The organism is Actinomycetota bacterium (assembly GCA_016700055.1).
GTDB lineage: Bacteria > Actinomycetota > Acidimicrobiia > Acidimicrobiales > Ilumatobacteraceae > Kalu-18.
In genome coordinates this window covers 474,994-499,170 of record CP064997.1, presented here as the reverse complement: position 1 = coordinate 499,170, position 24,177 = coordinate 474,994, and the positions used below count along the sequence as shown (strand labels likewise).

Genomic DNA, 24,177 nt, shown 5'->3' with positions numbered 1-24,177 from the left:
CCATGGCCGCTGCAGACACCACCGACTCCCGGGTCCTGCGCTCCGGCCGACGGATCCCCTACCTGCTCGTGCTTCCCGGGCTGGCGTTCCTCTTCGTGTTCTTCGTGGTCCCCCTGATCACGCTGCTGAAGATCTCGCTGTCCACCAAGCCCGACCGCTTCCTGCCGAACTACGAGTTCACGTGGGAGTGGAGCAACTTCTCGGCGGCGTTCACCGACTTCGGCTCCCAGCTCGTGCGCGCCTTCGCGTACGCGGCGATCGCGACCGTCTTCTGCCTGTTCATCGCGTACCCGATCGCGTACTTCATCGCGTTCAAGGCCGGTCGCTGGCGCAACCTGTTGCTCGGGCTGGTGATGGTGCCCTTCTTCACCAGCTTCCTGCTGCGCACGATCGCGTGGCAGTCGCTGTTGAACGACAGCGGTCCGGTGTTGCGCTTCGTGAAGGCGGTGAGCATCGACGGGCTGCTCGAGCGGCTCGGCATCCTCGACCAGGGACGCCTGCTGAACACGCAGGCAGCCGTGATCGGCGGGCTGACGTACAACTTCTTGCCGTTCATGCTGCTGCCCATCTACGTCAGCCTGGAAAAGATCGACATCCGCCTCGTCGACGCCGCGTCAGACCTCTACGCGCCGTTCTCACGCACGTTCCGCAAGGTGATCCTGCCGCTCTCCCTGCCCGGCGTGTTCGCCGGCACGTTGCTCACGTTCATCCCCGCCACCGGCGACTTCATCAATGCCGAGCTGCTCGGCAACACCCAGTCGAAACAGGTGATCGGCAACGTCGTGCGCATCCAGTTCCTCAACCGCAACGACTACCCGACAGCGGCGGCGATCAGTTTCGTGCTGATGGCGATCATCACCTTGCTGGTGCTGTTGTACGCGAAGTTCCTCGGGACGGAGGACCTGGTATGAGCCGTCGACTCGGCCGCCGACCGCTCGGCACCTGGCTGCTGTACGTGGCCACGGCGCTCGGGATGATCTACCTGTTCGTCCCCCTCGTGACCATCGCCGTCTTCACCTTCAACGCGCCAGAGGGACGGTTCAACACGAGTTGGAGCGGATTCACGCTGGACAACTGGAAGAACCCTTTCCCGGCCGGCGACTACACCGACGCGTTCAAGGAGAGCCTGCGCGTCGCCTTCGTGGCCTGCACGCTCGCCACCGCGCTCGGCGCGCTCGTCGCCCTTGCCATCTCCCGCTACCGGATGCGCGGCGGGGCGGCGATCAACCTGCTGCTGGTGCTGCCGCTGACGACCCCCGAGATCGTCATGGGCGCATCGCTCTTCACCCTGTTCTTCAACCAGGGGGTCGACCGCGGCTTTTGGACGATCGTCATCGCGCACACGATGTTCTGCCTGTCGTTCGTCGCGCTCACCGTGAAGGCACGCACCCGTGGCCTCGACTGGTCACTCGAAGACGCCGCCGCGGACCTCGGGTCGCCGCCGCTACGGACGTTCGTGAAGATCACGCTGCCGATGATCGTGCCCGGTGTGGTCGCCGCGTTCTTGCTGTCGCTCGCGCTGTCCATCGACGACTACATCATCACCTCGTTCGTCGCCGGGGACGTGTCGACGTTCCCCCGCGAGATCTTCGACTCGTCGCGCGTCGAGATCCCACCCCAAGTGCACGTGATCGCCACCCTCGTCATGCTGGTGGCCATCGCGATCCTCGTCATCGGAACGCTCGCCGGCAATCGTCGCGAGGCGCGCTCGGGGTAGGCGGTAACCTTCGCCCCCGATGCCAAGTCCCGACGCACCTCGGATCGCTCTCGCTCCGGAGGGCACGGCGGCTTGGATGAGCGAGGCGATAGTGGCCGGCGGGGGCGAGGTCGTGCCCTTGGCGGACGCCGAAGCCCTCGTCTGGGGAGCACCGCGTGACCCCGAAGGCCTGGCCCGCGTCCTCGACCGTCACGCCCATCTGCGGTGGGTGCAGCTGCCCTTCGCCGGCATCGAGCAGTACGTGGGCCTCGTCGACGACGACCGTCAATGGACCTGTGGCAAGGGCGTCTACGCCGAGCCGGTGGCCGAGCTCGCGCTCGCGCTCGCGCTGGCCGGGATGCGTGGGCTCGGCACCTACGCGCGCGCCTCGACATGGGTCGGTCCCCGTGGTGCGAACCTCATGGGGGCGCGGGTCACCGTGCTCGGCGGTGGTGGCATCGCCGAGTCCCTGCTGCGCCTCCTCGCCCCCTTCGATTGCCACGTCACCGTCGTGCGCAACAGGTTGATCGACGTCGACGGCGCCGACGTGGTGCTCGAGGCCGACCGGTACACCGACGCGCTGCCGGGGGCCGACCTCGTCGTCGTCGCCCTCGCGCTCACCCCCGAGACCGACGGGCTCATCGGACGTGAGGAACTGGAGATGATGGAAAGCCACGCGTGGCTGGTCAACGTCGCCCGTGGCCGCCACGTCGTCACCGACGACCTCGTCCACGCATTGCGCCACGACGTGATCGGCGGCGCCGGCCTCGACGTGACCGAGCCCGAGCCGCTTCCCGACGGTCATCCGCTGTGGTCACTGCCGAACTGCTTGATCACGCCCCATGTCGGCAACACCCCGGCGATGGCGGTGCCGCTGCTCTCGGCGCGCATCAGCGAGAACGTGAAGCGGTGGGCCGCCGGCGAAGAGCTGATCGGCCCCGTCTACAGCGACCTCGGCTACTAGGGGACCGCGCCGCCCTAGCGTTGGCGCCATCGCCGACCATTACGAGCGCCTCGGCGTCGCCCGCGGAGCGACTCCCGACGAGATCCGTGCCGCATACCGCCGACTGGCCCGGGAGCACCACCCCGACGCGGCGGGGGCAACTGGTGCCGGATCACCGGCCGCGATTTCGGCGATGTCGGCGATCAACGAGGCCTGGCACGTGCTCTCCGACCCTGCCCGGCGGGCGCGCTACGACGCGGGACTGCGTGACGGGGTCGTCGCCGGCGGCGGCTCGGCGCAGGGCGTGTCGTCACCGTCGTTCGAGCCACGGCTCGATCCGCTGCGGCGCTACACGGACCCGCCGCGCTTCCCGTGGCGCTTCGTCGTCGTCACCGTCGTGCTCGGTGCGCTCGCCATGCTGGTCGTCGGCGCGCTGGTCGAGCCGCCGGGCCCGGCGCCCGTCGACAACCTGCTGCAGCCCGGCTCGTGTGTGACGCTCGACGAGGCGCGCAACGAGGCGGCGGAAGTGAGCTGCGACGGTGACCACGATGCAGTCGTCGAGCAGTTGCTCCCGTTCGACGCGCTGTGCCCGGTCGGCACCGAGTCGTTCCGTGACCGCCAGGGGATGGGGCAGGCATGCGTGCAGCGGTCGTGAACGACTCACCGCGACCCGCTCGCCCGCGTTGGCTACCGTCCAGGCCATGACGCGCACCGCCGGCCCCTCGCAGCCGCGCCCGGCAGGGCGCGACAAGATGCCGCTCGCGTCGCTCGTGCTCGGCATCACCGGGATCGTGCTGTTCTTCTTCCTGATCCCGGCGGCCACGGCTCTGGTGCTCGGCACGATCGCCGTGCGCAACGCCAAGGAGACCCCTGGTCAACCGGGTCTGCGCATGGCGCAGGCGGGGATGGCCCTCGGTGCGCTCGGCGTCGGGATCTTCGTAGTGGCCGCGGTGGCCACGGCGCTCGACGCTCTCGGCTGATATCCTGCGTCTCCCGCAAGGGCGATTAGCTCAGTCGGCTAGAGCGCTACGTTCACACCGTAGAGGTCGTGGGTTCGAGCCCCGCATCGCCCACCACACCGCATCGACGATCTCCCTGGTCGCCGGCGGCCGGCCGGGCCTCGAGCTCGGTTTGGCGGACGGGGCGATCGGGGTAGTCGGGCGACATGAGCGAGAACGACCAGACCCGCACAAGTCCCGACGAGGCCGCGGGAGAGCGGTTCCACGAACCCGTCGCCGACAGAGCGCCGACCCCGGAGGAAGAGCGCGCCGCAGAGCGTGCCGCGCAGTCGGTCGACGTAGAGGAGACCGCCGAGCATTTCGAGGAGGCCGCGCGGATCGGCGCGAACGTGCGCGGCGAGGGCGAGATCGAGCCCCCTACACCACGCTGAACGAGGTACCCGACCCGGCGAGGCACCTCGGGTAGGTTGCCGACGTGCGTCGAACGTGCGAACGACCCGGGTGCGCAGAACCCGCGTCGGTCGCCTACGGCATGACCCCCGAGGACCTGGTCGTCTGGCTGGACAGCTTCGATGCGGCGGCCGGTGGGCCTCGCCCGGGCCTGCTCTGCCTCCGCCACGCGAACTCGATGGTGGTACCGGTCGGCTGGACGTTGGACGATCGCCGCGAGCCGGTGCCGCGCCTGTTCCGACCGCCGGTGGCGCAAACCGCGGAGCGTGACCCGTCGGGGCCCATGCGCCGGCCGCGGCGACACGTGGTCGAGACGCCCGAGCTCTTCGATCGCGACGCCCCCGGCGGGGAAGGCGCGCCGCCGGCGGCTGACGGCGCCGGGGAGGACCCCGAAGGGGTCGCCGCCGTGAGCTGGAGCCCGCAGTTCGACCAGGAAGACGACCTCGACGGTCTGCTGCACGCGGATACGCCGCTGCTCGCGCGGGCGTTCCGCACCGGCGGCCGCCCGCGGAAGTGAACGCGATGGACGCCCGCGCCGACCTTCTCGCGCCGTGCGATCCCGCGGAGGTGTTCGCGTGGGTCGACGACCTCTCCCGCTATCCGTCCTGGATGCGCCTCGTCCACCGCGCCGACGCCGAGCCGACGTCGTCGACCGGTGCAGATCCGGCGTGGGCGGTCGAGCTGCGCGGGCGCCTCGGACCATTCGCCCGCTCCAAGCGGCTGCGCATGCTGCGTACCGCCTGCGACGAGCCCAACCACGTGCGCTTCGAACGCCGCGAGGTCGACGGCCGGCGCCACAGCCCGTGGGTGCTCGACGTGCAGATCCGTCCCGCGACAGCAGCCGAGGAACCGGCGAGGTCCAAGTTGGAGATGTCGCTCCACTACGGCGGGCGGCTGTGGAGCCCGCTGCTCGAGCGGCTGCTGCACGACGAGATCGAACGCGGGCGCGACCGCCTGCTGGTGCTGCTCAGCTCCGACGGCTGACGGCGAACGCGCTGTAGCGCCCATCCGCGCGGTGCTCGAGCGTCAGCTCGAGCTCGAAGCACTCGCTCAGCGCCTCGGCGGTGAGGGTGTCGCGCAGCGGCCCCGCGGCCAGCATCCGACCGTCTCGCAGCAGCAGCACGTGGGTGATGCCGGGCGGGATCTCGTCGACGTGGTGGGTGACCAGAACGAGAGCGGGGGAGCCCGCCGCGCCGGCCAGCTCGGCGAGGGCTTGCACCAGATGCTCGCGCCCGGCGAGGTCGAGCCGGGCGCTCGGCTCGTCGAGCAGCACCAGGCCGGGATCGGTCATCAACGTCCTCGCGAGCAAGGTGCGCTGCTGCTCGCCCGAGGAGAGCGATCCGAAGCTGCGCGTGGCGAGGGCGGCGACACCCATCTGCGCGAGACAGGCGCCGGCGCGGGCGCGGTCGGCGTCGTCGTAGGAGTGCCACCACGGTTCGAGGGCGGCGAACTTGGCGGTCATCACCACCTCGAGCGCGCTGAGCTGGGGGCGCAGATCCGCGGCGAGGGAGGCGGAGGCGAAGCCGATCCGGCGCCGCAGCACCCTCACGTCCGTGCGCCCGAGGGTCTCGCCGAGCACCTCGACCGTGCCGCGGGTGGGGTGCTCGTACAGGCCGGCGACTCGGACGAGGGTCGTCTTGCCCGAGCCGTTGGCCCCGAGCACCAGCCAGCGTTGGTCGGCCTGCACCTCCCAGTCGACGCCGTCGAGGATCAGCCGCCGCCCGCGCTGCACGGCCACGCCGGAGAGGCGCAGTGGCGGGCTCAGCGCGGTCGTGGGGGAAGCCTTGGCAGACACGGCGTGGCGACGGTAGCGCCGAGGGTGCCTGTAACCGAACCGCAACGACGGGTAGCGTGAGGCCCGACATGCCCCGGACTCCGAGCTCTCGTCGCCGCGCCCTTGCGGCGGGCATCGCCGTGTTGATGGCCGTGTGTGCGCTGCCCGGCGCCGCCGGAGCCCAAGACACGGACAGTGCCGCCGAGCGCGCGGCGCGTGAGATCCTGGCCGCTCGTGACCGGGCGAACGAGGCCGCGGATGCGATGTTCCAGGCCGAGTCCGAGCTCGACCAGCTCTCCTTGCAGCAGGAGCAGACCGCCGCGGAGGTTGCCGCGCTCGAGTCCGAGATCGCCGAGCTGCGCCGCAGCGTGGAGCAGGTGGCGATCAACCGGTTCGTGGTCGGTGCGGGCGGGGCGGTGCCGTTGCTCAGCGGGTTCGACGGCCCCAACTCTCAGGCCCAGGCCGACGTGTTGATCGCGATCGTCACCGACACCTCTCGTGCCGCGCTCGACGAGTTCGACGCCGTCGCCGACCAGCTCGCCGAAAAGCAGGCCGAGCTCGAGCGCGACGAGCGTGAGACGCAAGCCGCTCGCGAGGCGTTTGAGCAGGCCAAGGTCGACGCCGACGCCGAGATCGAGCTGCTGAAGGAGATCGAGGAGCAGCGCCTGAGGGACGAGGCGGTGCGCGAGGCACTCGAGAGGCAGCGCCTGGAGGAGCAGCGCCAGATCGAAGAAGAGGCCCGGCGGGCGCAGCAGCAGGCGGCCGAGGTGGCCGCCGCTGCCGCGAGCGACGGCGACAACGATTCCGGACCGGTCGCGGTGCCAGGTGGCACCGGCACCGGCGCATCGGGCAACGCCGGGCCCGCCCCGGTCGGCCCCGGCGGCACGACAGGTGGCGGCGGCTCGGGCAGCATCGGTGGCGGCGGGGGCAACTTCGTCGACACCGGGATCACGTGCCCGGTCGCGGGCTCGGCCGGTTTCGGCGACACGTGGGGCGCGCCGCGCTCTGGTGGGCGCCGTCACCAGGGTGTCGACATGATGGCCTCGACGGGCACACCCCTCGTCGCGGTGGTGGCCGGCTACGTCCAGTTCAAGACGAACCGCCTCGGCGGCAACGCCGTGTGGCTGTCGGGCGACAACGGCAACAAGTACTACTACGCCCACCTGTCGGCGTGGGAGGGGTCGAGCCGCACCGCCGCGCGCGGAGAGGTGATCGGCTACGTCGGCGATACGGGCAACGCCTCAGGCACCCCGCACCTGCACTTCGAGGTGCATCCCGGCGGGGGTGCTGCGGTCAACCCGTACCCGACGGTGCGCGCCGCCTGCTGAGCTTCGGCAAAGGTGCCGGCCTGCGCGAGGCTCGGCGCCGATGGGCAACGACGACGCGGCCAGCGCGCTCGCCACCGCGCTCGGCGAGCTGCTCGGTGCGCAGCAGATCACCGACCTGCGTCGCCTCTCCGGCGGGGCGTCGCGCGAGACCTGGCGTTTCGCCGCCGACGGGCGGCCGCTGATCCTGCAGCGCCAGCGCCTCGGCGACATCCGTGACATGGGCCTCGAAGCCCGGGTGCTGCGCGCCGCCCACGGTGCCGGCGTCCCGTCGGCAGAGGTCGTCGAGTCGGGTTCGGCGCAGCTCGGCTGCCCGTTCATGGTGCTGTCAGCGGTGGAGGGCGAGACGATCGCCCGCAAGATCCTGCGCGACGACGAGTACGCGCAGGCGCGGCCGCTGCTGACCGCGCAGCTCGCTCAGGCCCTCGCCAAGCTGCATGCCCTCGATCCGTCGAGCGTGCCCGGGCTCGAGACGCCGGACCAGCTCCACCAGTACCGCGAGATGCTCGACACGCTCGGCCATCCGCATCCGACGTTCGAGCTCGCCTTCCGCTGGCTGGAGGACAACCGCCCGTCGCCGCCGGAGCGCGAGGCGATCGTGCATGGCGACTTCCGGCTCGGCAACGTCATCGTCGGCGCCGACGGGTTGCGCGCGGTCATCGACTGGGAGCTGGCTCATCGCGGCGACCCGGTGGAGGACCTCGCCTGGATGTGCGTCAAGGCCTGGCGCTTCGGCTCGGCTCGTCCCGTTGCCGGCGTCGGCGACTACGGCGAGCTCGCCGAGGCCTACGAGCAGGCGAGCGGGGCCGCCGTCGATCTCGCCAGGCTGCTCTGGTGGGAGGTCTTCGGCACGCTGAAGTGGGGGATCATGTGCATCCTCCAGGCCACAGCTCATCTGAGCGGGATGAGCCGCAGCCACGAGCTGGCCGCGATCGGGCGCCGGGTGTGCGAGAACGAGTACGACCTCTTCCTCGCCCTCGACGGGAGGTGGTGACGAATGGCCGCTCCCCACGATCCGCCGACCGCCGCCGAGCTCGTCGAAGCGGTCCGCGAGTGGCTCGAACGCGACGTGATGACCTCTACGGAGGGCCGCCTCCAGTTCCACGCCAGGGTCGCGGTCAACGTGCTGGCGATGGTTGAGCGCGAGCTGGCGCTCGGGCCCGAGCAGTCCGACGCGCACCAGGACCGCCTCGACGCGCTCGGCGTCGCCGACGACGTCGAGCTGGCGGCGGCGATCCGCTCCGGGCGCCTCGACGACCGCCTCGCGATGGTGCGTGAGCTGGTGCGGGCGAGCGTGGTCGACAAGCTCACGGTCGCGAACCCGCGGTACCTGGTAGACCCCGCCGAACGGTAGCGTGACCGCTGTGGAAGACCCGGACACCTGGCGCTGGGTCTGGATGGTGGCCGCGGCGACGTTCCTGATCGGCGAGATGGCCATGGTCGGCACGTTCTTCCTGATGCCGTTCGGCATCGGGGCGATCGCGGCCGCGATCGCGGCGTTCGCCGGCGCGGGGCTCGGTCTGCAGTGGCTGATCTTCGTCGCGGTGTCCGCCATCGCGGCTGCCGGGCTGATCCCGTTCGGGCGCCGTCTCGACCGCAAGTCGCCTTCGCAGGACGGCATCGGCGCTCGCCGCCTGCTGAACCAAGACGCGGTGGTGGTGCGCGAGATCACGCCGGGACCACATGGTTCGGGATTGGTGCGTCTCGGCCGTGAGGACTGGCGGGCAGAGAGCATCGACGGTTCCGAGATCGGCGAGGGCGTCGTCGTGCGCGTGGTCGACGTGCGCGGCACCGGCGTCGTCGTCAAACGTCCAGAAGGAGACCCGTCGTGATCCCCGTCGTCATCCTCGTCATCATCTTCGTGCTGTTGATCGTGTACGTCGCGGCGAGCGTGCGCATCGTGCGCCCGTACCAGCGCGGCGTCATCGAGCGTCTGGGCCGCTACCACACCACGGCCGATCCCGGGCTGCGGCTGATCATCCCGTTCGTCGACAAGATCCGTCTCGTCGACATGCGTGAGCAGGTGGTCGACGTCCCGCCGCAGGAGGTGATCACCTCCGACAACGTGGTGGTCAGCGTCGACGCGGTCGTCTACTACGAGCCGACGGATCCCCAACGGCTCATCTACAACGTCGCCAACTTCATCCTCGCCGTCACCAAGCTGGCCCAGACGAACCTGCGCAACCTGGTCGGTGACCTGCAGCTCGACCAGGCGCTCACCAGCCGTGACTCGATCAACGCCAACCTGCGGGCGATCCTCGACGACGCCACCGACACCTGGGGCGTCAGGGTGAAGCGGGTCGAGATCCAGCGCATCGACCCGCCGGCCGACGTGATGATGTCGATGCACGAGCAGATGAAGGCCGAGCGCACCCGGCGGGCGACGGTCACCGAGGCCGAGGGCACCCGCCAGGCGGCGATCACGCGCGCCGAGGGCGAGCGCCAGGCTCAGATCCTGCGGGCCGAGGCGTTCCGCCAGCAGCAGATCTTGGAGGCCGAGGGCCAGGCCGAGGCCGTGCGGGCGCTGGCCGAGGCCGAGCGCTTCCGGCAGGAGACGACCGCGCTCGGTCAGGCCGAGGCCACTCGCCAGGTGTACCGCGCGATCCACGACGGCGATCCCACCCCAGACCTGCTGGCGATCAAGTACTTCGAGGCGCTGGCCCAGATCGCGAACGGCACCGCGACGAAGATCTTCCTGCCTGCGGACACGTCCTCACTGCTCGGCGCCCTCGCCGGTGTCGCCGAGCTGTTCCGTCACCCCGGACCCGAGACCGACGCGGCCGGTTCGTTGCCGCTGCCTCCTCCGGCGAGCTGACCGCACGCCGCGTCGATGTCGGTGCCGCGGTTGGCGCGCACGGTGACGTTGACGCCGAGCGATTCGAGCCGGTCGCGGAACTCGTACACCGTCCGCAACGGGCTGCCCTTCGTCGCGTAGCCAGGCGTCGGGTTGAGCGGGATCAGGTTGACGTGGGCCGCGAGCGGTAGCGAGCGGCACAGCCGGGCCAGTTCCGTGGCGTCGGAGGGGCGGTCGTTGACGCCGTCGATCAGGGCCCACTCGAAGCTGAGCCGGCGACCCTTGGCCCGTAGGTAGTCCCTGCACGCCTGCATCAGCACGTCGAGCGGGTAGCGGCGATTGATGGGCACGAGCTCGTCGCGCAGCGCGTCGTTCGCGGCGTGCAGCGAGACGGCGAGGTTCACCGGCAGCGGACGCTCCGCGAGCCGGCGGATGCCGGGTACCAGACCGACGGTGCTGACGGTGATGTTCCGGGCGGAGATGCCGATGTCGCCCTGGATGCGTTCGATCGCGCCCCACACCGCCTCTTCGTTGGCGAGTGGTTCTCCCATGCCCATGAACACCACGTTCGACAACCGCCGCCCGAGCTCACGCGCCCGTCGCGCGGTGTACACCACCTGCTCGACGATCTCGCCCGTCGTCAGGTGCCTGGCGAAGCCGGCCTGCCCGGTGGCGCAGAAGCCGCACCCCATCGCGCAGCCGGCCTGGCTGCTCACACACACCGTCGCCCGTCCGGGATACAGCATCAGCACGGTCTCGATGCGGCCACCGCCGTCGAGTTGCCAGAGCAGCTTCACCGTGTCGCCCTTGTCCGAGACGCGTTCGACCACCAGAGACAACGCGCTCGGGAGGGCGGTGACGAGCGCGTCGCGCAGCGCCTTCGGCAGGTTCGTCATCTCCTCCGGCCCGGCGAACTGCTCGTAGAGGCCGCGCCACACCTGGTCGACGCGGTAGCGCGGTTCACCGCGCAGCAGCTCGGTCAGCTCCGCGCGGGTGTGGTCGAAGCGACTGGGCACGACCTCGACGCTACCGACGGCGTCAGCCCCGAGCGCCGGGAGGTCCTCCGGCGAGCACTTCGTTCGCGAGCGACTCGTAGTCCGCGATGCGGGTGCGCACGACGTCGAGGCTCGCGGTCCAGAAGCCGACGTCCGCGACGTCGAGCCCGAACGCGTCGCCGAGCTCCTCGGCAGTGGCCATTCCGGCGCGCGAGAGCAGGTCGTCGTAGCCGGCGCCGAACCGCTCGGGGTCTTCGCGGAAGCGGGCGTAGAGGCCGAGCCCGAACAGCAGACCGTAGGTGTACGGCCAGTTGTAGAAGTGGCTCGCGTAGTAGTGCGGCTTCAGCACCCACATGTGCCGATGACGCGTGTCGAGGTCGAGCCCAACGCCATAGGCGCCTTCTTGCGCGTCGAGCATCATCTCGTCGAGCTCGTTCACGCCGAGGGTCCGCCGCTGGCGGCGGGCGAAGACCTCGGTCTCGAACGTGAAGCGGCTGTGGATGTCGACCACCACCTGGTTGGTGCCGACGAGGTCGACGTCTAGCTGGGCCAGGCGCTCGGGGCCGCTCAGGCGGGCCAGCCCGGCCTCGACGACCAACGTCTCGCAGAAGATGCTCGCCGTCTCGGCGAGGGCCATCGGCAGGCGGCGCTGCAAGGCGGTGCGGTGTGCGAGCTGGGTGTTGTGGTAGGCGTGCCCCAGCTCGTGCGCCGCCGTCTGCGCCGAGTCGGCGCTGCCCGCCCAGTTCAAGAGCACGAGCGAACGGTCGTCGACGAAGGGCATGCAGAAGGCGCCGCCGGTCTTGCCGTCACGGGGCTCGGCGTCGATCCAGCCCTCGTCGAGTGCCCGGTCGACGAGCCCGGCGAGCGCCGGGCTGAAGGTGGCGAAGGCGTCGCGCACGACGCCCATGCCGTCTTCCCAGGTGATCCCCGCTGCGGAGAGGGGCAGCGGCGCGACGAGGTCCCACCACGGCAACCCGCCGTCGTGGCCGTGCAGCCTGGCCTTCGTGCGCATCCAGCGGCGGAAGTCGGGCAGCGACTCCTCGATGGCGGTACGCATCGCGTCGAAGGTGGGGCGGCTGACGCTGTTCGCGAACAGCGCCGCGTCGAGCGGGCTCGCCCAACCGCGGCGGCGGTCGACGGTGACCGCCTCACCCTTCACGCCGTTCAGCGCCGCTGCGCACGAGACGGCCACGTTCGGCCAGGCGAGCATCTCGGCCTCGTAGGCGGCGCGGCGCACCGCGGGGTCGAGGTGGGTGGCGAGCCCGCGCACGGCGGGCATCGGCAGGCGCTCGACGCTGCCGCCGGGCATCTGCACCTCGGCCGTCAGCTGGGAGGTGACGTCGCTCTGCAGGCGTGACCACGCGGTGGACCCGGTGGTGGCCAGCTCCGCGTAGAGCGCCTCTTCGGCCTCGGCCATCTGGTGCTCGGCGCGCTCGGCAAGGCGCAGCAACGGGCCCTCGTGGTCGTGGGCGACCTGGCTGCGCGCGGCCAGCGAGCCAGGCCCGAGCGAGCGGACCCATTCGGCGAGCCGGGCGAGCAGCGGGGTGAGCCGGGCCTCGAGCACCTGGAGCTCGGACATCAGGCTCTGGGCCTGCTCGTGGCGCGAGTCGGTGCTGACGGTCGCGTACACGTACACCTCGAGCAGCATGTGCTGGTGCAGCACTTCGTTGAACGCGGTGATCACCTCGTCGGCGGCCGCGCCGTGCTCGTCGGTGACCGCAGTGTCGCCGGGTTGGGCGCGCACCCCGTGCTGCTCGAACAGCGCCTCGACCCGGGCGACGTCGGCTCCGAGGCGCTCCATCGCGTCGACGAACGAACGTGCGGTCATCGATTCGTGGACGTCGCCGACGGACCAGCGCGGCAGCGTGGAGACCGTGGGGTGGTTGTCGGTCACTGGTCGGAGCCCTCCTCGGGGTGGACGACGCCCACGTAGGCGCGGTCGGTGCGGTGTTCGGTGAAGCCCAGCCGGCGGTAGAGCGACAGCGCCGGCGCGTTGTCGGCGTCGACGTACAGCATGCCGACGCCGACACCGCGGCGGTGGATGCTGTCGAGGCCGGCGAGCGTCAGCGCGCGCCCGAGACCGAGGCCGTGGAAGTCGGGGCCGACGGCGATCACGTAGATCTCGCCCATCGCCGGGGTGGTGTCGAGGTGCAGCTTGGTCCAGCAGAACCCGGCGAGGCGGCCGTCGCGCTCGTGGAGCAGGAAGCCGGCGGGGTCGAACCACGGCTCCCGCTCGCGGGCGAGCAGCGTCTCCTCGTCCCATCCGCCCTGCTCGGCGTGCGCTCGGAACGCCCTGTTGTTCACCTCGAGCCACGCCTGCTCGTCGTCGCCGGGGCGGAACGGGCGGGTGGCGAGCTCGTACTTCTCGTCGAGAGGCAGGTCACGGCGCATCTGGTAGAGGGTGCGCCCGGCGCGCAGCCCGAACCGGTCGGCGAGGCGGTCGTGCGCGTCGGTCGGCTCGTAGACCCACCAGTGCACGGGGCCTCCGCCGCTGCGGCGCACCTCGTCGAGCGCGGCGCCGACCAGCTCGGGTCCGATCGTGTCCATCTCGTACCGGTGGTGGGGATGGACGACGAGCTCGAGCGCGTAGGAGCCGTGTCCGCGCGACACCTGCGCGTAGGCGACCGGGTGCGTGTGGCCGGGCTCCCACGCGACGAGCCCGGCGAACCCGCGGCGCCCGCCCCGAGCGAGGTCGAGCCAGAGGTGATCCGAGAGAGGGCGATGGCCGTCGGCGCGCTCGGCAGCGGCGATCAGGTCCTGCACGGTGGACACATCGGCTGGCGACATCTGCCGGTGGATCTCGAGTGTGCGCACCGTGGGCACGATATCCCTGGCCGCGAGGGTCGTCCGGCGCCGGTGCCGGTGTGTGAGCCCTCGGTAGCCTGCGCCCCGATGGGCAGACCGCGCACGGCCAAGGGCCGCACCCGCGAGGTGGCGCGCCGCCTCGCCGAGGAGTACCCCGACGCCGTTTGCGAGCTGTCCCACGCCAACCCGTTCGAGCTGCTCACGGCGACGATCCTTTCCGCGCAAACCACCGACGCGCGGGTCAACATGGTCAGCCCGTTGCTCTTCGCGCGCTATCCAGAACCCGACGACCTGGCCGGTGCGGACCCGTCGGAGGTGGAAGAGATCATCCGCTCGACGGGCTTCTACCAGGCGAAGACGAAGAACCTGATCGGCATGGCCAACGGCCTCGTCGAGCGGTTCGGGGGTGAGGTGCCGTCCTCCCTCGCCGACCTGATCACCCTGCCCGGAGTCGGCCGCAAGACGGCGAACGTGGTGCGTTCGGTGGCCTTCGACCTGCCCGGCCTACCCGTCGACACCCACGTCGGACGGCTGTCACGCAGGCTGGGGCTGACCACTGAGGTTGACCCGGTGAAGGTCGAGTTGGAGCTGAACGGACATCTCCCCGCTCGCGAGCGCGGTGCGTTCAGCTTGCGGATGATCCTGCATGGACGCCGGGTGTGCTTTGCCCGCTCACCGCGCTGCGACCTGTGCGTCATGGCCGACTTCTGCCCCTCGGCAGGGGGCCTCGGACCGGGAAGAGTGCTCCACGGCAACGGTTGACCTCGGGTGTAGGGTGGCCTTACCAATTCAGGTTCCCGCCACCTGGATTGCGGGCGATGTCGGGATCCGCCGCCTGGCGTCGCAATACGCGCGACGGCCTCCGCAAGGAGGCCGTCGCTGCATTTTCCGCCAGGTCTACCGCCCGGCCTCGGCCACCTTGGCCGCCCTCGTCAGCAGTCGCTGCGCGCTGCGCAGCGCGCGTTCGGCCTCGTAGATCGCGGCGACGAGATCTTCGCGGGGCGTGCCGAGATGGCCCACCCCGAGTGCCGCCGCCCGCTCGCGGTAGCGGTCGACGCCTTCGGCGATCGCGGAGAGCTCGGCGGCGGTCGTCGCCGACGAACCCGAGGAGGCGGAGGCGCCGGACGATCCGGGGGAGCCGGGGGCGGTTGGCATGGGCGTCACCATACGGCGGGCGTGGCAATCACCTACCGGGCGTCGGCGGGCCGTCGCTAGCCTCGCTCGTTGTGATCCCGGTGCCGGTGCGCGACGACCTGCGAGCGCTGGAGGGCTATCACTCGCCCCAGGTCGACGTCGCGGTGCGGCTCAACACGAACGAGTCACCCGTACCTCCGCCGGCGGCGTTCCGTGACGCCTTCGCCGCCGCGGCGTCGCAGGTGAACTGGCACCGGTACCCCGACCGCACCGCCCGCGAGCTGCGCACGGCGATCGGCGCCCTCCACGGTGTCGGCCCCGAGCAGGTCTTCGCCGCGAACGGCTCCAACGAGGTGCTCCAGACGCTGCTGCTCACATATGCAGGCCCGGGCCGCACGGTGGTCACGTTCGAGCCCACCTACCAGCTCCACGCCCACATCTCCCGCATCACCGGCGCCCGCGTGGTCGAGGGGGAGCGGGCGCGCGACTTCAGCCTCGACGTCTCCGAGCTGCGCCGCGTGGTGGCCGAGGCCGCACCCCACGTCGCGTTCCTCTGCTCGCCGAACAATCCGACCGGCCTGGTCGAGCCGCCCGCCGTCGTGCACGAGCTGCTCGGCATCGCCCCCGGACTGGTGGTGGTCGACGAGGCATACGGCCAGTTCGCGCCGTGGAGCGCGCTCGATCTCGTCGACGAAACCCGCCCGCTCGCGGTCGTGCGCACGTTCTCGAAGACGTGGAGCATGGCCGCCGCCCGCCTCGGCTACCTCGTCGGCCCATCGTGGCTCGTCGCCGAGCTCGACAAGGTCGCGCTGCCTTACCACCTCGACGCGGTGAAGCAGATCGCCGGCATCGTCGCCGTGCGCTTCGTCGACGACATGGAGGATCGCGTGCGGCTCGTCGTCTCCGAGCGAGAGCGAATCGCCGCCACCCTGGCCGAGCTCCCGGTCGACGTCACCCCGAGCGGCGCCAACTTCTTGCTGTTCCGGCCGACGGCCGTGGCCGGGCACACCGTGTGGCAGGAGCTGCTCGAGCGTGGCGTCCTCGTGCGCGACTGCTCGGGCTGGCCGCGCCTCGCCGGCTGCCTGCGCGTCACGGTCGGCACGCCGAACGAGAACGACATCTTCCTCGACGCCCTCACGGAGGTGCTCGCCCGATGAATCGACCAACCTCGCCGCCCCGGCGCGCCAGCCGCAGCCGCGCCACCCGGGAGACGTCGGTGGAGATCACCGTCGACCTCGACGGCCGCGGGACCACCGCCGTCAGCACCGGCATCCCGTTCTACGACCACATGCTCGACCAGCTCGGGCGCCACGGCGGGTTCGATCTGACGGTGGCCGCGAGCGGCGACCTGCACATCGACACGCACCACACCGTCGAGGACGTGGCTATCGCGCTCGGTGAAGCCTTCGCCGAGGCGCTCGGCGACAAGGCGGGGGTGCGCAGGTTCGCGAGCGGCCTCTACCCGCTCGACGAGGCGTTGGTCGAGGTCGCGCTCGACCTGTCCGGCCGCCCGTTCGTGGTGTGGGAGGTGGACCTGCCCGAATGCCTGCCGCTCGGCGACCCGGCGTTCGACCCCCAGCTCGCCGAGCACGCCGTCACGTCGTTCGCGATGGCGGCAGGCATCACGCTGCACGTCACCTCACGCCGGGGGCGCAACGTGCACCACATCGTCGAGGCGACGTTCAAGGGCCTCGCCCGCTGCCTGCGTGACGCCGTGCGCGTCGAGGGCACGGGTGTGCCCTCCACCAAGGGCGTGCTGTGAGCGAAGGGCCGCTGATCGCCGTCCTCGACTACGGCATCGGCAACCTGCGCTCGGCCCAGAAGGCCCTGCAGCGCATCGGTGCCGACGCGCGCCTCACTGCCGATGCCGACCTGATCGCGTCCGCGGACGCGGTGGTGCTGCCCGGCGTCGGGGCGTTCGGGGCGTGCATGAAGGCCTTGCGCGCGGTGGGTCTGGAAGCGCCCGCACTTGCCGCCGTGAGATCGGGCCGGCCGTTCCTCGGGATCTGCGTCGGGATGCAGATGCTGTTCGACGGCAGCGAGGAGGAGCCCGGCGTGGCCGGGCTCGGCGTGCTAGCCGGCACCGTGCGATGGATCCCGGCCGGGGTGAAGCGACCGCAGATGCAGTGGAACCGCCTCGACCTGCGTGCCGACGATCCGATGTTCGTAGGCATCGGTGACCGGCCGTGGCTGTACTTCGTGCACTCGCTGCACGGGGTGCCCACCGACAGCGACGTCGTCGTCGCCACGTGCGAGTACGGCGGCGACCTGAACGCCGCGTTCAGGCTGGGCAACGTGTTCGCGACCCAGTTCCACCCGGAGAAGTCCGGGGAGACGGGGCTCACGCTGCTCGCCAACTTCGTCGAGAGTGTGCGCCGGCCGGTGCGGGTGTGACCGTGCAGCTCTACCCGGCGATCGACGTGCGTGGCGGCCGTGTGGTGCGCCTCCGTCAGGGCGACTACGCGTGTGAGACCGTCTACGGCCACGATCCGGCTGCCGTCGCGGCGGGCTTCGCCGACGAGGGGGCGCAGTGGATCCACGTCGTCGACCTCGACGCGGCGAAGACCGGTGACCCGGTGAACCGGCCGGTCGTGGCCCGTGTCGTGGCCGCCGTCTCCGGGCGGGCGAAGGTGCAGACCGGTGGTGGCGTGCGGGGGAGGGGCGACGCCGAACAGCTCGCTGCGGCCGGGGTGCACCGCGTGGTGATGGGCTCCGCCGCCGTGCGCGACCCGGCCCTCGTGAGCATCGTCGCCGACGTGTTGCCGGTCGCGGTCGGCCTCGACCACCGCGGCGGTGAGCTGGCGGTGCACGGCTGGACGCAGGGTGCGGGGATCCGCCTCGACGAAGCGCTCTGCCTCTACCCCGATGCAGCCGCCTTCGTGATCACCGACATCGGCCGTGACGGGATGCTGTCGGGTCCCGACGTCGAGGGGCTCGCCGCGGCCACCTTGCGCACCCCGACGCCGATCATCGCGAGCGGGGGCGTGGCCGGTCTCGACGACCTGCGTGCCCTCGCCGCGATCCCCGGCCTCGGCGGTGTCATCACCGGCAAGGCGCTCTACGAGGGGCGGTTCACCGTCGCCGAGGCGCTGGCGGTGCTGCGATGAGGGTCGCTCGTGTGATCCCGTGCCTCGACGTGACTAACGGACGGGTGGTGAAGGGGACCAACTTCGTCAACCTGCGCGACGCCGGCGATCCGGTGGAGCTGGCCGCCCGTTACGACACGGAGGGCGCCGACGAGCTGGTGTTCCTCGACATCACCGCCTCTTCCGACGCGAGGGACACGATGGTCGACGTCGTCGCCCGCACCGCCGAGCAGGTGTTCATCCCGTTCACCGTCGGGGGCGGGATCCGCGAGCTGGAGGATGCCCGGCGGATGCTGCGCGCCGGTGCCGACAAGGTGAGCGTGAACACCGCCGCCGTGCAGCGCCCGGCGGTGCTCACCGCGATCGCCGGCGAGTTCGGCGCCCAGTGCGTGGTCTGCGCGATCGACGCCAAGCGCCGGCCAGTGCCCGTGGACGGCAGCCGGTTCGAGGTCTACCTGCATGGCGGGCGCACCCCGACCGGCATCGACGCCGTGGCGTGGGCGGTCGAAGCAGCGCGCTGTGGGGCCGGCGAGATCCTGCTCACCTCGATGGACCGCGACGGCACCAAGGAGGGCTTCGACCTGGAGCTGACCGCCGCGGTGGCCGACGCGGTGGGCGTGCCCGTCATCGCGAGCGGTGGGGTCGGCACCCTCGCGCACCTCGTCGAGGGGATCCGCGACGGCCGCGCCGACGCCGTGCTCGCGGCGTCGATCTTCCACTTCGGCGAGCACACCGTCGCCGAGGCGAAAGCGGCGATGACCGCTGCCGGCATCTGCGTGCGCCCGGGGGAGTGAGCCGTGGAGCTCGTCGGCGACCCGTTCACCGTCCTCGACGGCGGGTTGTCCACCGCGCTCGAGCTGCTCGGCCACGACGTCGGCGGCGAGCTGTGGACGGCGCGGCTGCTGCTCGTCCAGCCCAACGCGATCGTCGAGGCGCACGCGTCTTACGTCGCGGCCGGCGCCGAGGTGCTGATCACCGCCAGCTACCAGGCGAGCGTTCAGGGCTTCGAGCGCGCGGGCGCGTCGCGAACCGATGCCCTGCGGGCGTTGACCAGCACCACCCGCCTCGCCCGGGCGGGCGCGGCACGCACCGGCGCCGACGTACTCGTGGCCGCGTCCTGTGGTCCCTACGGTGCGATCCTCGCCGATCGCAGCGAGTACCACGGCCGCTACGAGGCGACGTGGGGCGAGGTGCGCCGCTTCCACCGTGAACGCCTCGCCGTGCTCGCCGCGACCGAGCCCGACCTGTTCGCGGTCGAGACCATCCCCACCCGGGTCGAGGCCGAGATCGTGCTCGAAGAGCTGCTGGCCCACCCCGGTGCGCGGGCATGGGTGTCCTTCGTGTGCCCGGACGGCACCCACACCGGCGGTGGGGACGAACTCGCGGCGGCGGTGACGATGGCGGTCGGCAGCCCGCAGGTGGTCGCTGTCGGCGTCAACTGCACCGCGCCCGAACACGTCGAGGAGCTGCTCCATTCGGCGGGAGGCGTCACCGACCTGCCCCTCATCGCCTACGCGAACTTCGGCACGCCCGGGCGACCGCCCACCTTCGACGACGATCTCGACGCCCGGCTGGACCGCTGGTTGGAGGCCCGAGCTCGCCTCGTCGGCGGGTGTTGCGGCGTCGGCCCGGCGAGCATCGCCGCGCTGGCGGACGAGAAGCGCCGCCGGGGCGCCTAGGTTCGTGGCGTCCGCACCCCGGACACGGGAATGAGCTGAGGGAGGCGCCGCAGATGGCGAAGAGCCAGAGGTCCGAGAAGATGGAGTACCGCCGCCTCGGGCGGTCCGGTCTGCGCCTGTCCGTGCTCTCGTTCGGGAGCTGGGTCACCTTCGACGCGCAGATGAAGGACGACGCGGCGATGGAGTCGATGCAGGCCGCGTGGGACGCCGGCTGCAACTTCTTCGACAACGCAGAGGCGTACGCCGGCGGCGAGAGCGAGGCGATCATGGGCCGCGTGCTGGCCGAGCTCGGCTGGGCGCGCCAATCGTTCGTGCTGTCGACGAAGTTCTTCTGGGGCATCGACGGCGACATGCCGAACATGCGCAACACGTTGAATCGCAAGTACCTGATGCATGCCATCGACGGTTCGCTGGAGCGTCTGCAGACCGACTTCTTGGACCTCGTCTACTGCCACCGCGCGGATCCGAATACCCCGATGGAGGAAACGGTGTGGGCGATGAGCGACATCGTCTCCTCCGGCAAGGCGCTCTACTGGGGCACGAGCGAGTGGACCGCCGACGAGATCGTCGACGCGATCGCCGTGGCCGAGCGTCATCACCTGCACAAGCCGGTGATGGAGCAGCCGCAGTACAACCTGTTGGAGCGCCGCCGTGTGGAGCGCGAATACGCCCGGGTGTTCCAAGAGCACGGCTACGGGTCCACCATCTGGAGCCCACTCGCCTCGGGGTTGCTCACCGGCAAGTACCGCGACGGCGTGCCGGAGGGCTCGCGCGGTGGGCTGCCCGGCTACGGCTGGCTGGCCGATCGGCTGACGGACGAGCGGGCCCTCGCGAAGGTCGAGCGACTGCGCCCGATCGCCGACGAACTCGGGTGCACCCTCGCCCAGCTCTCGCTTGCCTGGTGCACGAAGAATCCGAACGTGTCGACCGTCATCACCGGCGCGAGCCGGGCGAGCCAGGTGGTCGAGAACTTCGCCGCACTCGACGTGATCCCGCTCCTGACCGAAGATGTGATGGCCCGCATCGGCGAAGCCGTCGCTTGAGAAAGGAACCTGGCCCACCATGACCGATCGAGTAGCCACCATCGGCAGCGTCGTCATCAACGTCGTCGACTTCGAGAAGGAAAAGGCGTTCTGGACCGCCCTCCTCGGCGTCGGCGTGGGAATGGAGTTCCCCGGCTTCTGCTGGCTCGAGCCCCAGCACGAGGGCGGGATCCAGGTCGCTCTGCAGCAGGTGGCCGACCCGACCCCGGGCCGCAACCGCCTCCACATCGACACCGGCGTCGACGACCTCGACGCGGCAGAAGCGCGGATCGTGATCCTCGGCGGCGCGAAGCTGGAAGACCACGAGATCGCCGGATTCCGCTGGCGCGTGATGGCCGACCCGGAAGGCAACGAGTTCTGCATCGCGATCCATCCCGGCTGAACTTCGGCGGTTTCGATCCTCGCCGTGATGCCGATACCGTGGCGGCTTCGTGGCCGAGATAGACGACAAGCTGCCGATCAAGATGTTGAACGATCGGCTCTTGGTGCGGATCCCCCGGGAAGACGGCGAGCGCCGCTCTTCGGGCGGCATCCTCATCCCCGCCACCGCGCAGCTCTCCAAGCGCCTGGTCTGGGCCGAGGTCGTCGCCCTCGGGCAGAACGTGCGCTCCGCCGAGGTCGGCGACCGTGTGCTGTTCAGCCCCGACGACCGCTACGAGGTCGAGGTGCAGGGCGAGGACTTCATCATGTTGCGCGAACGTGATCTGCACGCCGTTGCCGCGAAGCGCATCGAATCGCACACCGGGCTGTACCTGTAGCACCCGTAGGATCAGGCCTCGTGCCCGAAGTCGTGAGGATCGACCCGACGCCTGGCCAGTTGGCGAGCGTCCGCTTCGACGCCAACGGCCTCGTCGCCGCGATCGCGCAGGACGTCGTCACCAAAGACGTGCTGATGATGGCGTGGATGAACGCCGACAGCCTCGCCCAGACGTTCGCCGAGGGGACGATGGTCTACTGGAGCCGCAGCCGCCAGGAGCTGTGGCGCAAGGGCGATACCAGCGGCGACCGCCAGCTGGTGCGTGAGGCCTACTACGACTGCGACGGCGACACGCTGCTGTTCCTGGTCGAACAGCTCGGCCGCGGTGCGTGCCACACCGGCGCGCGGACCTGCTTCTACCGCAGCTTCGGCGAGGCGACGGCGCCCGAGCACGAGCCCTCCGGATGAGCGAGCTGCGCGTACGGCCCGACCGGGCCGAGTTCCGCGCCCTCGCCGCCGGGCACACGGTGGTTCCGGTGTGGGTCGAGTTGCTGGCCGACCTCGAGACCCCCGTCGCCGCTTACGCGAAGCTCGTCGGCGACCGCACCGGGTTCCTGTTGGAGAGCGTCGAGCACGGCGAGCGCTGGAGCCGGTTCTCGTTCGTCGGGCGCGATCCGCAGGCCACGCTCGTGCTGCACGACGGGCGACTCGATGTGGAAGGCGCGGTGCCGGCGGGCGTGCCTCGTGACAAGGGCATGCTCGCTGCGCTCGAGGCGCTGCTGCAGGTGTACCGCAGCCCGATCCTGCCCGAGCTGCCCCCGCTGCAGGGCGGGGTGATGGGTTACCTCGGCTACGACGTCGTGCGTGAGGTGGAGCGCCTGCCCGACGTGCCCCCCGACGACCGCCACCTGCCCGATGCCGTGATGAGCGTGATCGGATCCCTCGCGGCGTTCGACCACTGGCGCCAGCGGGTCTACATGATCGAGAGCGTGCCGGTGCTCGGCCTCGGCGGCGAGGCGCTCGACGCGGCCTACGACAACGCTGCGCGCCGGGTGCTCGCCGCCGTCGACGACCTGGCTCGCCCGCTTCCGTACGTGCCGGTGGAGCCACCCGAGGCCGACGAGACGCTGCCCGACGTCAAGAGCTCGATGGGCGGGGGGATCTACCAGCAGGCGGTCGAGGTGGCCAAGGAGTACGTGAGGGCGGGCGACATCTTCCAGGTGGTGCTCGCCCAGCGCTACTCGCTGCAGCTCGATGCCGACCCGTTCGACGTCTACCGCGTGCTGCGCCAGGTGAACCCGAGTCCGTACATGTACTACCTGCGCCACCCCGCGGTCACGATCGTCGGCAGCTCACCGGAGCCGATGGTGCAGCTGCTCGGCGGCAGGGTGTTCTCGCGCCCGATCGCCGGCACGCGTCGGCGGGGCCGCGACGACGACCACGACCGCAGGCTGGCGGGAGAGCTGCGCGAGAACCCGAAGGAGGTCGCCGAACACGTGATGCTCGTCGACCTCGCTCGCAACGACGTCGGGCGCGTCGCCGAGTTCGGCTCGATGCACGTCGACGAGCTGATGACGCTCGAGCGCTACAGCCATGTGATGCACCTCACGTCGCAGGTATCGGGTGCACTCGTCGAGGGCAAGGGTCCGATCGACGTGCTGCGGGCGACGTTCCCCGCCGGCACGGTCAGCGGTGCGCCGAAGGTCCGCGCGATGGAGATCATCGACGAGCTGGAGCCGGTGAAGCGGGGGCCCTACGCCGGGGTCGTCGGTTACGTCGACTTCAGCGGCAACCTCGACACGGCGATAGCCATCCGCACCATGTTCGTCGGCCCGACCGGCGCATACCTGCAGGCCGGCGCAGGCATCGTGGCCGACTCGAGCCCCGACGACGAAGACCTCGAGTGCCGCAACAAGGCCGCGGCGCTGCTCGCGGCGGTTCCCGCGGCCCGGCGGATGACCGCGAAGCGCAACGAGCACGGAACTTCGGCCTGACGTGGCGAGCTTCTGGTGCGCGGTGCCCCGCGACGTGCTCGCGATCGAGGGGCCCGACGCCCTCGCGTACCTGCACTCGCAGGTGAGCCAGGACCTGCTCACCCTCGCGGTCGCCGACGCGGTGCCTTCGCTCGTGCTCGACCCGGCCGGCAAGGTGGTGGCACTCGTGCGCGTCACCCGCCGCGCGGACACCGCCTTCCTGGTCGACGTCGACGCCGGCTTCGGTGAGCTCTTGGCGGCCCGCCTGGCGCGGTTCAAGATCCGGGTGAAGGCCGAGATCACGAACCTCGACTGGAACTGCATCGCCGTGCGCAGCACCGACGCCGTCCCGCTGGCGCCGGTGGACCCCGCAGGCTCGCTCGCCGTCCCGGCGTGGTGGGCGAACGGCACGGCGATCGACCTCCTCGGACCGGCACCAGCGCCACCGCCCGGCGTCACCGAGGGCACCACCGCCGATCTGGCGGCGGCGCGGGTGCGTGCGGGGTGGCCGGCGACGGGTGCCGAGATCGTGTCCGGGGAGACGGTGCCCGCCGGGTTGGGTGTCGTCGGGGTGGCGGTCAGCTTCACCAAGGGCTGCTACCCGGGCCAGGAGCTGGTCGAGCGGATGGACAGCCGCGGCGCCGCCGCTCCGCGGGTCTTGCGCCGGATCGAGGCACCCGACGCGCAGCCGGGCGACCCCGTGGTGGTCGACGGTGCCGAAGTGGGCACGTACACGTCGGTCGCCGGGGGTTGGGCGCTGGCGTGGGTGCGCCGGGGCGTCGAGATCGGCGTCGCGGTGGACCAGTTGGCGTAGCCGGCGCCGT

At 71.0% G+C, this 24,177-nt stretch carries 30 protein-coding genes and 1 tRNA gene; 27 read left to right on the top strand and 4 right to left on the bottom strand.

The features are described 5' to 3' along the window. Window positions 1-2 precede the first annotated feature (2 nt). The 9 genes from IPM43_02465 (at window position 3) to IPM43_02425 (ending at window position 5,032) form a co-directional block, all read left to right on the top strand. Window positions 3-911: an ABC transporter permease gene (locus IPM43_02465; protein QQS25269.1), complete on the top strand. Its 909-nt coding sequence runs from the start codon at window positions 3-5 to the stop codon at window positions 909-911. Next, a complete protein-coding gene (locus IPM43_02460; GenBank protein ID QQS25268.1) occupies window positions 908-1,717 on the top strand; it encodes an ABC transporter permease in 810 nt (269 codons plus the stop codon). The genes IPM43_02465 and IPM43_02460 overlap by 4 nt, the downstream gene beginning before the upstream one ends. A 19-nt stretch (window positions 1,718-1,736) precedes the next feature. Further along, entirely contained in the window at window positions 1,737-2,660 is a 924-nt protein-coding gene (locus IPM43_02455; protein ID QQS25267.1) for a hydroxyacid dehydrogenase, read from the top strand. A gap of 28 nt (window positions 2,661-2,688) precedes the next feature. Then, on the top strand, window positions 2,689-3,294 hold the full coding sequence (locus IPM43_02450) for a J domain-containing protein (protein ID QQS26302.1): 606 nt from the start codon (window positions 2,689-2,691) through the stop codon (window positions 3,292-3,294). Window positions 3,295-3,340: 46 nt separating this feature from the next. Beyond that, window positions 3,341-3,619 (top strand): DUF4190 domain-containing protein, encoded by a 279-nt coding sequence (locus IPM43_02445; protein QQS25266.1) that lies wholly within the window; start codon window positions 3,341-3,343, stop codon window positions 3,617-3,619. A 19-nt stretch (window positions 3,620-3,638) separates the two neighbouring features. Further along, window positions 3,639-3,715, top strand: a tRNA-Val gene (locus IPM43_02440). 89 nt (window positions 3,716-3,804) lie between these two features. Further along, window positions 3,805-4,029, top strand: coding sequence for a hypothetical protein (locus IPM43_02435; protein ID QQS25265.1), 225 nt, complete (start codon window positions 3,805-3,807; stop codon window positions 4,027-4,029). A gap of 101 nt (window positions 4,030-4,130) precedes the next feature. After that, on the top strand, window positions 4,131-4,565 hold the full coding sequence (locus tag IPM43_02430; protein QQS25264.1) for a hypothetical protein: 435 nt from the start codon (window positions 4,131-4,133) through the stop codon (window positions 4,563-4,565). A gap of 5 nt (window positions 4,566-4,570) precedes the next feature. Then, window positions 4,571-5,032 (top strand): SRPBCC family protein, encoded by a 462-nt coding sequence (locus IPM43_02425; protein QQS25263.1) that lies wholly within the window; start codon window positions 4,571-4,573, stop codon window positions 5,030-5,032. Here the strand turns inward: IPM43_02425 and IPM43_02420 are convergent. Then, window positions 5,016-5,813, bottom strand: coding sequence for an ATP-binding cassette domain-containing protein (locus tag IPM43_02420; GenBank protein ID QQS26301.1), 798 nt, complete (start codon window positions 5,811-5,813; stop codon window positions 5,016-5,018). The genes IPM43_02425 and IPM43_02420 overlap by 17 nt on opposite strands. A gap of 98 nt (window positions 5,814-5,911) precedes the next feature. Between IPM43_02420 and IPM43_02415 the strand changes: the two genes are divergently transcribed. From IPM43_02415 to IPM43_02395, 5 genes are read left to right on the top strand one after another with little or no spacing between them, the layout of a single operon-like run. After that, entirely contained in the window at window positions 5,912-7,150 is a 1,239-nt protein-coding gene (locus tag IPM43_02415) for a peptidoglycan DD-metalloendopeptidase family protein (GenBank protein ID QQS25262.1), read from the top strand. Window positions 7,151-7,190: 40 nt separating this feature from the next. Further along, complete coding sequence (locus IPM43_02410; protein ID QQS25261.1) at window positions 7,191-8,141, top strand: phosphotransferase family protein; 951 nt, start codon at window positions 7,191-7,193, stop codon at window positions 8,139-8,141. A 3-nt stretch (window positions 8,142-8,144) separates the two neighbouring features. Continuing rightward, window positions 8,145-8,501: a hypothetical protein gene (locus IPM43_02405; protein QQS25260.1), complete on the top strand. Its 357-nt coding sequence runs from the start codon at window positions 8,145-8,147 to the stop codon at window positions 8,499-8,501. 10 nt (window positions 8,502-8,511) lie between these two features. Then, window positions 8,512-8,979 (top strand): NfeD family protein, encoded by a 468-nt coding sequence (locus IPM43_02400; GenBank protein QQS25259.1) that lies wholly within the window; start codon window positions 8,512-8,514, stop codon window positions 8,977-8,979. Then, window positions 8,979-9,962 carry an SPFH/Band 7/PHB domain protein gene (locus tag IPM43_02395; protein ID QQS26300.1) on the top strand — a complete coding sequence of 328 codons (984 nt, stop codon included), beginning with the start codon at window positions 8,979-8,981 and terminating at the stop codon, window positions 9,960-9,962. Before IPM43_02400 ends, IPM43_02395 begins: the two co-directional genes overlap by 1 nt. On the opposite strand, the gene rlmN is transcribed toward IPM43_02395, so the two are convergent. From rlmN to mshD, 3 genes are read right to left on the bottom strand one after another with little or no spacing between them, the layout of a single operon-like run. Then, complete coding sequence (gene rlmN, locus IPM43_02390) at window positions 9,902-10,957, bottom strand: 23S rRNA (adenine(2503)-C(2))-methyltransferase RlmN (GenBank protein ID QQS25258.1); 1,056 nt, start codon at window positions 10,955-10,957, stop codon at window positions 9,902-9,904. The two genes, IPM43_02395 and rlmN, sit on opposite strands and share 61 nt — an antisense overlap. 22 nt (window positions 10,958-10,979) lie before the next feature. Further along, complete coding sequence (locus IPM43_02385; GenBank protein QQS25257.1) at window positions 10,980-12,830, bottom strand: M3 family oligoendopeptidase; 1,851 nt, start codon at window positions 12,828-12,830, stop codon at window positions 10,980-10,982. Next, window positions 12,827-13,723, bottom strand: coding sequence for a mycothiol synthase (gene mshD, locus IPM43_02380; GenBank protein ID QQS26299.1), 897 nt, complete (start codon window positions 13,721-13,723; stop codon window positions 12,827-12,829). The genes IPM43_02385 and mshD overlap by 4 nt, the downstream gene beginning before the upstream one ends. 105 nt (window positions 13,724-13,828) lie before the next feature. Here mshD and nth point away from each other — a divergent pair, with 105 nt between their 5' ends. The 13 genes from nth (at window position 13,829) to IPM43_02315 (ending at window position 24,167) form a co-directional block, all read left to right on the top strand. Beyond that, the gene (nth, locus tag IPM43_02375) at window positions 13,829-14,503 is read left to right on the top strand and encodes an endonuclease III (GenBank protein ID QQS25256.1); all 675 of its coding nucleotides are present in this window, start codon (window positions 13,829-13,831) and stop codon (window positions 14,501-14,503) included. Window positions 14,504-14,559: 56 nt separating this feature from the next. Continuing rightward, on the top strand, window positions 14,560-16,032 hold the full coding sequence (hisC, locus tag IPM43_02370; GenBank protein ID QQS25255.1) for a histidinol-phosphate transaminase: 1,473 nt from the start codon (window positions 14,560-14,562) through the stop codon (window positions 16,030-16,032). Beyond that, window positions 16,029-16,637 (top strand): imidazoleglycerol-phosphate dehydratase HisB, encoded by a 609-nt coding sequence (gene hisB, locus IPM43_02365; GenBank protein ID QQS25254.1) that lies wholly within the window; start codon window positions 16,029-16,031, stop codon window positions 16,635-16,637. The genes hisC and hisB overlap by 4 nt, the downstream gene beginning before the upstream one ends. A gap of 11 nt (window positions 16,638-16,648) precedes the next feature. Continuing rightward, window positions 16,649-17,269 (top strand): imidazole glycerol phosphate synthase subunit HisH, encoded by a 621-nt coding sequence (hisH, locus tag IPM43_02360; protein ID QQS26298.1) that lies wholly within the window; start codon window positions 16,649-16,651, stop codon window positions 17,267-17,269. 2 nt (window positions 17,270-17,271) lie between these two features. After that, on the top strand, window positions 17,272-17,982 hold the full coding sequence (locus tag IPM43_02355; protein QQS26297.1) for a 1-(5-phosphoribosyl)-5-((5-phosphoribosylamino)methylideneamino)imidazole-4-carboxamide isomerase: 711 nt from the start codon (window positions 17,272-17,274) through the stop codon (window positions 17,980-17,982). Continuing rightward, window positions 17,979-18,755 (top strand): imidazole glycerol phosphate synthase subunit HisF, encoded by a 777-nt coding sequence (gene hisF, locus IPM43_02350; GenBank protein ID QQS25253.1) that lies wholly within the window; start codon window positions 17,979-17,981, stop codon window positions 18,753-18,755. The genes IPM43_02355 and hisF overlap by 4 nt, the downstream gene beginning before the upstream one ends. A 3-nt stretch (window positions 18,756-18,758) precedes the next feature. Beyond that, entirely contained in the window at window positions 18,759-19,640 is an 882-nt protein-coding gene (gene mmuM, locus IPM43_02345) for a homocysteine S-methyltransferase (GenBank protein QQS25252.1), read from the top strand. A gap of 80 nt (window positions 19,641-19,720) precedes the next feature. Beyond that, window positions 19,721-20,683, top strand: a complete 963-nt coding sequence (locus IPM43_02340; GenBank protein ID QQS26296.1) for an aldo/keto reductase — start codon at window positions 19,721-19,723, stop codon at window positions 20,681-20,683. A gap of 19 nt (window positions 20,684-20,702) precedes the next feature. After that, window positions 20,703-21,065 (top strand): VOC family protein, encoded by a 363-nt coding sequence (locus tag IPM43_02335; protein QQS25251.1) that lies wholly within the window; start codon window positions 20,703-20,705, stop codon window positions 21,063-21,065. Between the two features lie 82 nt (window positions 21,066-21,147). Then, the gene (locus IPM43_02330; protein QQS26295.1) at window positions 21,148-21,441 is read left to right on the top strand and encodes a co-chaperone GroES; all 294 of its coding nucleotides are present in this window, start codon (window positions 21,148-21,150) and stop codon (window positions 21,439-21,441) included. 32 nt (window positions 21,442-21,473) lie between these two features. Continuing rightward, on the top strand, window positions 21,474-21,848 hold the full coding sequence (gene hisI, locus IPM43_02325) for a phosphoribosyl-AMP cyclohydrolase (protein ID QQS26294.1): 375 nt from the start codon (window positions 21,474-21,476) through the stop codon (window positions 21,846-21,848). Further along, on the top strand, window positions 21,845-23,374 hold the full coding sequence (gene trpE / locus IPM43_02320) for an anthranilate synthase component I (protein QQS25250.1): 1,530 nt from the start codon (window positions 21,845-21,847) through the stop codon (window positions 23,372-23,374). Before hisI ends, trpE begins: the two co-directional genes overlap by 4 nt. A 1-nt stretch (window position 23,375) precedes the next feature. Further along, the gene (locus tag IPM43_02315) at window positions 23,376-24,167 is read left to right on the top strand and encodes a folate-binding protein YgfZ (GenBank protein ID QQS25249.1); all 792 of its coding nucleotides are present in this window, start codon (window positions 23,376-23,378) and stop codon (window positions 24,165-24,167) included. The last annotated feature ends 10 nt before the right edge of the window (window positions 24,168-24,177 follow it).

Bases quoted from the DNA above. Each gene is read 5' to 3' on its own strand.
- IPM43_02335 (QQS25251.1), top strand. From the start codon at position 20,703: ATGACCGATCGAGTAGCCACCATCGGCAGCGTCGTCATCAACGTCGTC.
- hisB (QQS25254.1), top strand. From the start codon at position 16,029: ATGAATCGACCAACCTCGCCGCCCCGGCGCGCCAGCCGCAGCCGCGCC.
- IPM43_02405 (QQS25260.1), top strand. From the start codon at position 8,145: ATGGCCGCTCCCCACGATCCGCCGACCGCCGCCGAGCTCGTCGAAGCG.
- IPM43_02465 (QQS25269.1), top strand. From the start codon at position 3: ATGGCCGCTGCAGACACCACCGACTCCCGGGTCCTGCGCTCCGGCCGA.
- nth (QQS25256.1), top strand. From the start codon at position 13,829: ATGGGCAGACCGCGCACGGCCAAGGGCCGCACCCGCGAGGTGGCGCGC.
- IPM43_02455 (QQS25267.1), top strand. From the start codon at position 1,737: ATGCCAAGTCCCGACGCACCTCGGATCGCTCTCGCTCCGGAGGGCACG.
- IPM43_02460 (QQS25268.1), top strand. From the start codon at position 908: ATGAGCCGTCGACTCGGCCGCCGACCGCTCGGCACCTGGCTGCTGTAC.
- IPM43_02330 (QQS26295.1), top strand. From the start codon at position 21,148: ATGTTGAACGATCGGCTCTTGGTGCGGATCCCCCGGGAAGACGGCGAG.
- IPM43_02435 (QQS25265.1), top strand. From the start codon at position 3,805: ATGAGCGAGAACGACCAGACCCGCACAAGTCCCGACGAGGCCGCGGGA.
- IPM43_02445 (QQS25266.1), top strand. From the start codon at position 3,341: ATGACGCGCACCGCCGGCCCCTCGCAGCCGCGCCCGGCAGGGCGCGAC.
- IPM43_02340 (QQS26296.1), top strand. From the start codon at position 19,721: ATGGAGTACCGCCGCCTCGGGCGGTCCGGTCTGCGCCTGTCCGTGCTC.
- hisF (QQS25253.1), top strand. From the start codon at position 17,979: ATGAGGGTCGCTCGTGTGATCCCGTGCCTCGACGTGACTAACGGACGG.
- IPM43_02425 (QQS25263.1), top strand. From the start codon at position 4,571: ATGGACGCCCGCGCCGACCTTCTCGCGCCGTGCGATCCCGCGGAGGTG.
- IPM43_02430 (QQS25264.1), top strand. From the start codon at position 4,131: ATGACCCCCGAGGACCTGGTCGTCTGGCTGGACAGCTTCGATGCGGCG.
- mshD (QQS26299.1), bottom strand. From the start codon at position 13,723: ATGTCGCCAGCCGATGTGTCCACCGTGCAGGACCTGATCGCCGCTGCC.
- IPM43_02415 (QQS25262.1), top strand. From the start codon at position 5,912: ATGCCCCGGACTCCGAGCTCTCGTCGCCGCGCCCTTGCGGCGGGCATC.
- IPM43_02410 (QQS25261.1), top strand. From the start codon at position 7,191: ATGGGCAACGACGACGCGGCCAGCGCGCTCGCCACCGCGCTCGGCGAG.
- trpE (QQS25250.1), top strand. From the start codon at position 21,845: ATGAGCGAGCTGCGCGTACGGCCCGACCGGGCCGAGTTCCGCGCCCTC.
- hisC (QQS25255.1), top strand. From the start codon at position 14,560: ATGTCGGGATCCGCCGCCTGGCGTCGCAATACGCGCGACGGCCTCCGC.